Annotated in this window: 7 protein-coding genes; 6 read left to right on the top strand and 1 reads right to left on the bottom strand. The window is 34.8% G+C overall.

What is annotated here, in order from left to right; all coding sequences use genetic code 11:
• Positions 1-48: 48 nt before the first annotated feature.
• From VIL26_05370 to VIL26_05390, 5 genes are all read left to right on the top strand, one after another.
• Entirely contained in the window at positions 49-381 is a 333-nt protein-coding gene (locus tag VIL26_05370) for a hypothetical protein (protein HEY8390362.1), read from the top strand.
• A gap of 254 nt (positions 382-635) precedes the next feature.
• On the top strand, positions 636-2,408 hold the full coding sequence (locus VIL26_05375; protein HEY8390363.1) for a hypothetical protein: 1,773 nt from the start codon (positions 636-638) through the stop codon (positions 2,406-2,408).
• Between the two features lie 370 nt (positions 2,409-2,778).
• Positions 2,779-3,366, top strand: coding sequence for a cupin domain-containing protein (locus VIL26_05380; GenBank protein ID HEY8390364.1), 588 nt, complete (start codon positions 2,779-2,781; stop codon positions 3,364-3,366).
• A 291-nt stretch (positions 3,367-3,657) separates the two neighbouring features.
• The gene (gene rsgA / locus VIL26_05385; GenBank protein HEY8390365.1) at positions 3,658-4,725 is read left to right on the top strand and encodes a ribosome small subunit-dependent GTPase A; all 1,068 of its coding nucleotides are present in this window, start codon (positions 3,658-3,660) and stop codon (positions 4,723-4,725) included.
• A gap of 346 nt (positions 4,726-5,071) precedes the next feature.
• The gene (locus VIL26_05390; GenBank protein HEY8390366.1) at positions 5,072-5,308 is read left to right on the top strand and encodes a helix-turn-helix transcriptional regulator; all 237 of its coding nucleotides are present in this window, start codon (positions 5,072-5,074) and stop codon (positions 5,306-5,308) included.
• A gap of 71 nt (positions 5,309-5,379) precedes the next feature.
• On the opposite strand, the gene VIL26_05395 is transcribed toward VIL26_05390, so the two are convergent.
• A complete protein-coding gene (locus tag VIL26_05395) occupies positions 5,380-6,186 on the bottom strand; it encodes a mechanosensitive ion channel domain-containing protein (GenBank protein HEY8390367.1) in 807 nt (268 codons plus the stop codon).
• Positions 6,187-6,372: 186 nt separating this feature from the next.
• Here VIL26_05395 and VIL26_05400 point away from each other — a divergent pair.
• On the top strand, positions 6,373-7,034 hold a 662-nt coding region (locus VIL26_05400; protein ID HEY8390368.1), incomplete at its 3' end, for a prohibitin family protein.

Raw genomic sequence — 7,034 nt, forward strand, 5'->3', positions numbered from 1 at the left:
TTTGTTATAATATTGATAAGATTTAATTTTGTAGGAAGGGGAAGGTTAATGATTTTATTTGTAAACAACTCTCAACGAAAAGGAACTTGTTATTATGAGTTTTATAAAGGCAAATGGGATAACAAAACTTTCTGGAGGGACGATTCAATATTTTTGCACGATGATTTAATGTATAAAGCGGAAGGTTTTGAACTTTCCTTGATAGAAGTTGTTAATTTTAATGCGTTTGGAGAAACGGAAATAACTCTTTCTCAATGGCGTAAAATAGGAGAAATTGTTTTAGATAAAGATATTACGTCGCAGGAAGTATATAAGGAAGCGGATATATGGGCGCAAAAGGTATTTAAGGAATATGAGTGTTTTACTATACTCGGTTTATAAAAATACTTTTTGTCCCACACACATACCCTAAAAACGAGATTTTGTCCCACACATACATTCTAAAAGCCCTATATCACAAGATATAGGGCTTTTTTTATATCATTTTTATAACTTAAAAAAATGTTTTTTAAATGAATTAATAGTTATGGAACTTTGATTGATTATCATAAGATGTTATAATGAATAAATCAATTTTGATAAATAAAATAGTGAGCCTTATGGCTAACTTTAGAAAAATAACAAAGGATAAAAAAATGCGATGGTACATTGTAGAGAACAAGAAAAAAATTGCGAGTGAAAATTTTGAAGGGCACAGCGATCATATCGAAATGAGCGGAGAACAGGTTTCGGCTGTTATTACATATTCGGTAAAAGACGGTGTTCCTGCATATAAAAGACAATTTGCATTTCCTATGATACGTATTCAGCCAAACAACACTTTTGGATCTTATCAGCCAGAATGCAATCTTGAATCAATAAAATTTGGTGAAAAAGAACAATTCTTAAGAGTTGAACTTGACGGCGTGCTGACTATTTTTTCTATGGCTGGCGATCTTAAAATTTCGCGCAGCTTTTATCCTTCTACCACGCTTCCAATTTTTTACGAACAGATTGAAATAACCAACCTTGGCAATATTGATGCAACGCCTTATTGGGAAGACAAAAAACGATTCGATATGCGCATTGCATGCGAGGGCTATGCGGTAGCAGAACGCATAAGCAATGCACCTTGTAGGGCTATTCATGCAGGAGAGACAGTTACTATAATATTTGCCTACTTGGCAAGGCTTAATAATGAACAAGTTCCTATAGAAAAAAATCCTTTGCTAAAACGTCGCGCAAGAATAACAGAACTTCTATCTCAAGTGGATGTAACTACGGGCGACGAAATCGTGGACACGATGTTTGCATTTGCCAAAATCCGATCAGGAGAAAGTCTGTTCCGTACAGAAAAAGGCTTAATCCATTGTCCAGGCGGTATGTCGTATTACGCGGCTGTGTGGTGCAATGACCAGTGTGAATATGTAGCACCGTGGTTTGCGTTTACAGGGGACGAAAAAGCAGTTGAATCAACAATCAATTCATTCCGCTGGTATGAGCCTTTTATGAACGATGAATATTTGCCTATTCCAAGCAGCATAATTGCCTGCGGAAAAGATTATTGGAACGGAGCAGGGGACCGCGGTGATGCGTCAATGTATCTGTATGGACTAAGCCGCTTTTTGCTTACTCGAGGACAACTTCCTGATGAAAGACAAAAAAAGGCGCTTGAATGGTGCGCAGAATATATTATCCGTAAGATCAATTCTGACGGTGTGGTAGTTTCTGATACAGATGAACTAGAAAACCGTCTTTCTTCCGGCATTAACTTGAACACATCATCGCTTTCTTATGGCGCATTTGGGTATTACGCAACACTGTTAAAGCGCATGGAAAAACACCAAGAAGCTCAAAAGTTCCTTGAACTGCAGAAAAAGATAAGAAACGGAATTGAAAATTATTTTGGCGGAAAAGTGTCAGGATACCAAACTTATCATTATCATAAGAATTGCGATGTGATACGAGCATGGAACTGCCTGCCTGTTTATATGGGGATTTTAGATAGAGCCAAACAAACAGCCGATAGTATTGACCAAAAATTATGGACTGAGGGAAGCTGTCGCTCTACTGAAGGAGAGAAAATTTTGTGGGACAGAAGCGCCTTATATTATATCGCTTCTTTGTTCCGTATGGGAGACAGCGAGCGGGCATGGAATAAGCTAAGAGAGTTTTGTGTCACTAGACTGCTTGGCGAACATGTCCCCTATGCAATAGAAGCGTATCCCGAAGGCGGAATGAGGCATTTGAGCGCAGAGAGCGGACTTTTCTGCCGCATAATTACAGACGGTATTATAAATATTTCTTTTGATGAAAAAGGTTATATATTAAATCCTGTTTTGCCCAAAGATGTAAAAACTGTTAAGGTAAATAAAATTTATCTCAACGGCAAATATGAGAACTTAGTTATAGAGAATAAAATGGTGTAAAAAGTTATAGGAAGAAGCATTTATAATTTTATAGGTTTACAGCAAATAACATTTGCATTTTCAAAGTCATAAAGCTCTTTTGTTCCATGTAATGTTATAAGTTATCATCAAGCAATATTAAAGGCGATTACATATAAATTCAATATAAAAATGCTTTTGATGAATATATACCTAAAAATTAATATAAATAAAAAAGGAATTAATCATCTAAAAATATTTTTGAGTTTAATTTGGTATTAGTGCTTTATGCTAATACCATTTTCTTTTGCTTTCGCTGTTATTCATTTTGCAGGTGCTAGATTTTTTAACATAACATTGTATGCGGGCATATAATGGGATAGTTTTATAAAAAAGGAGGCAATTTTACATAATGTCTTATCCAATTAATTTTTTTAATAAGGATCCTGTTAAGCCCAAAAACGAACAAGAAAAAAAGGATTACACTCCGCCCAGAAGGCAAGAAACCCAAGAGTCCAGCAACCAGCTGAGAGATTATGGCCGAGCACCTTTAGTGGTCAATATTGAAAAAGCTGCTTTGGTTAACCAGAATTTCAGAACAGCTTTATGGACAGGCGAACATCTTCAAGTTACCTTAATGAGCATCCGTCCTGGCGAAGATATAGGTCTAGAAGTTCATCCTGATACAGACCAATTTCTGATGGTCATGAGCGGAAAAGGAAAAGTCATGATGGGCAAAACCAAAGAAAACCTCAGTTTTTCTGAAAATGTTTTCCCCAATTACGCCATAATAGTTCCTGCTAAAACTTGGCATAACATAATTAATGTGGGCAATACGCCGTTGAAACTGTTCTCAATTTATGCTCCGCCTGAACATCCTTTCGGAACAGTTCATCGCACAAAAGCCGAAGCTGAAGAAGCCGAAGCAAGCTATACAAGCGCACAACCAACTTCTACTAAGTTTATTTATACCGAAGAAGAGGAAGAAAAAGTATATTAATAGCTTTGCATAAAGAAGTTTATTAAAAGAAAAAAGCCTTATATCATTAAGATATAGGGCTTATTTGATATTTAATTTATAGATTTTTCTTTTATTTTTAATGCTACTAACCTTTTTTCCGATTAAACAATAAACTTTTTTATGCTATACTTATATAAAATCCTAGCAAAAGGAGGTAATGATTTTATGTTATTAAGAGTTTTTGAGAGTGTATTTAACCTGGAGGGGAAAGAAATCTAAAACCTTGCTTTTGCCCTCCAAAAAAGCCGATTAAAAAATTTTGGAGGAAAAATGGAGTTTTTGAAAAAATACGGGCTTACGCCTTATTTTGAACAGCAAGCCCGACTTTTTGACAGCTTGCAGCTTGCAAGAGTCAGCGAACAGCATCGTGATTTATACAAAGTAATTACACAAAACGGTGAAATGACGGCTGTCGTTTCAGGAAAGCTAGCATATCGTGCCAGACAAAGTACAGATTTTCCAGCAGTAGGCGATTGGGTAATGATTGATTATGCCAACCCTACCGCAATAATACATCAGGTTTTAAATCGAAAGAGCGCTTTTATTCGAAAATCAGCAGGTACTGAGATTTCTGCACAGCAGATTGTAGCGGCTAACATAGATATTATTTTTATCTGTATGTCGCTTAATGAAGATTTTTCTTTGCGCAGGCTTGAACGGTATATGACTGCAGCATGGGACAGTATGGCAACACCTGTCGTTGTGTTGACAAAAGCCGATCTATGTGATGATATCCAAACCAAATTAGCCGAAATAGCTGCCATAACCATAGGCATTGATGTTATTGTTTGCTCCGCGCTTAACGGTTACGGTTATGATGAAGTTTTAAAACATATTGACAGCAGCAAGACCGTAGCATTTATAGGATCTTCAGGCGTTGGTAAATCCACGCTTATCAACAAATTGATGAAAGAAGATATCTTAGACACCGGCGAAATCCGAAAAGATGGCAAAGGACGGCACACCACTACACACCGCCAATTACTGCTTTTGCCTGAAGGAGGAATAGTGATAGATACGCCAGGCATGAGAGAACTGCAGCTTAGTTCGGCTGATATTTCAAAATCTTTTGAAGATATAGAAACGCTTGCCTATTTTTGTAGATTTCGGGATTGCACTCACAATACAGAACCTGGTTGCGCGGTAAAAGCAGCGATAGAAAACGGAGATTTATCAAAAGAACGTCTTGAGAGTTATAAAAAGCTCAAAAAAGAAATCGGTTATATGAACCTGAACTTTCGCCAGTTAGAACGAGAAAAAATCAAAAACATGTTCGGCGGCGTTAACAAAATGAAGCAAACTATGAATTATGTAAAAGATAAAGACAAAAACCGCTGAAAGATAAAGATAAAGATAATAACCAAATCTTGCTATGTAAGATTTGGTTATTATCTTTTAAAATCAATATCAAGAATAATATATAAGCAATTGTCTTTAATCGAATAACTAATTATATGATATTCCAAGTACTGTTCATATAATTTTGAAATTTCATATACTGATCTATTGAATATCAGAACTTTCCCGTTGATATCAGTTATTTTGCAAAAAGTATTAATATCTGCATTTTCAAAAAATTCATTTAGCTTTAACATATGGGCTCACATCTATTTAATACTAAATTTTAGTACATGTTTATTATAGTACTAAATATTAGTACTGTCAACACAAAAATACTAAATTTTTGTATATTTATATTGAAATGGAATTTAAGAACAGACTAAAAGAATTAAGAAAAACCAAAGATTTGACACAAGCACAAGTTGCGAAGTTGCTCAATATGTCCAAAACAGGTTATGCAAGCTGGGAACAAGGACTTGCTGAGCCAGGTGTTGAGCAAATCAAAATACTATGTGATATTTTTGATGTTTCTGCTGATTATCTGATAGGTCTTGAAGATGAAAACGGAAACAGATATTAATAAGGTTCAAATAGAATTTATATAAAATAAAGTTATCATGGTTGTAAGATAAAAAATTGGATGTTAAATAATTATCTTTTTTGATTTATATGTACTTCTAATTGCTGATAAGGTATAGTGATACCTTCTTTGTCAAACTGCTTTTTAACCTCTTCAATGATGTCATAATAAACAGTCCAATAATCTACTCTGGGTGTCCAGATTTTCAATACAAATTCCAGCCAATTGTCTTTATGAGAATACACTCTTGCAAAAGGCAGCGGATCTTTTAGCGTTAACGGATGATTAAAAGCAATATCATACAAAATTCTCTTAACCTTTTCTATATCACAATCAAGTGGGGCGCGGAATTTCAGGTCAATCCGCCGCGTATCTTTGGCAGAATAATTGGTCAATGCTGTTTCAATTATCGATTTGTTTGGGATAGTGATAAGCTTGTTGTCTATTGTTACTAACTTGGTATAAAAAATCGTTATTGATTCCACAGTACCTTCGTGCGTTCCGTTATCAATATAATCTCCTGTCTTAAAAGGCTTGAAAATCAAAATCATAAAACCGCCGGCAAGATTGGATAATGCGCCCTGCAAAGCAAGTCCTATCGCAAGACCTGCAGATGCAAACGCTGCCAAAACAGAAGTAAGAGGAACGCCCAAAACGCTGACTACGGATATAATGAGTATAGTTTTTAGAGAAATAGAGATAAAGCCCTTGAGGAAGCCTTGAATACTGGCATCAAGTTTTTTGAATCCTCTTGATTTTAAAATAAGCTTAATAAGGTATTTTATTAAAAATAATCCTACTGCCAGCAACACTCCTGCAGCCAAAATCTTAAGTCCTGCTGAAGCAATAAAATCCAAGACATTTTTCCACGAAATCATATTTTTATTATTTGATAAAATAGATGTGTTTATCTAAATTTTGGTAAAAAAGATACATAAACACGATATTAATTTATATTAGAATTTTTTAATTAGAATTTTTTAATCGTTTTTTAATAGTATTTTTAAAGGCTTTTTTTATAAATATTGTTATAATCATTTTGAAATCATTTTTGGAGGGAAGCAATGAAACAGCAATTTACTGCAAAACCGTTGAGCAAAACAGCAAAAATCATAATAGGCGCTAGCGTAGGATTTTTGGTAGTTTTGATTTTATTATTTTCATCTATCACCGTTATTGACCAAAGCGAAATTGGTGTTTATACCAATTTTGGAAAGTACAAATCACAATTTACAGCAGGTGTTAATTTAAAAGCGCCTTTTACATCCAAGGTTTACAGATACAACACCAGAGTACAGCAGTACGAAAACACATACGAAGCATACACTTGGGACACTCAGCTTGTAAGCTATGAACTAACTGTGCAATATCAGCTTGATAAAGACAATGTTTATCAGGTATTTATAAATTTTGTAACTATGAATCAGCTTGAACAAAAGCTTACTCCTATGTTCTATTCAGAGTCAAAGAATATATTCAAAGAATATTCTGCAAGCAAGACCGAAATTACACAAGATTCTAACGGCAATGAAATTGAAAAGGATGTCAACGAGGTCATCCAAAAGCGTGATGAAATAGAAAGCAAAATCAGAGAACAGCTTATCCAAAAAAGCCCGCTATTTTTTGTGGATATAGTCAATGTAACGCTAAAGGATATTAGCTTTAGTTCAGAATATGAAAAAGCGGTAGAAGATAAGCAGGTTGCATATCAAAATTATTTGGCAGA

The organism is Clostridia bacterium, assembly GCA_036562685.1.
Taxonomy (GTDB): Bacteria; Bacillota; Clostridia; order Christensenellales; family DUVY01; genus DUVY01.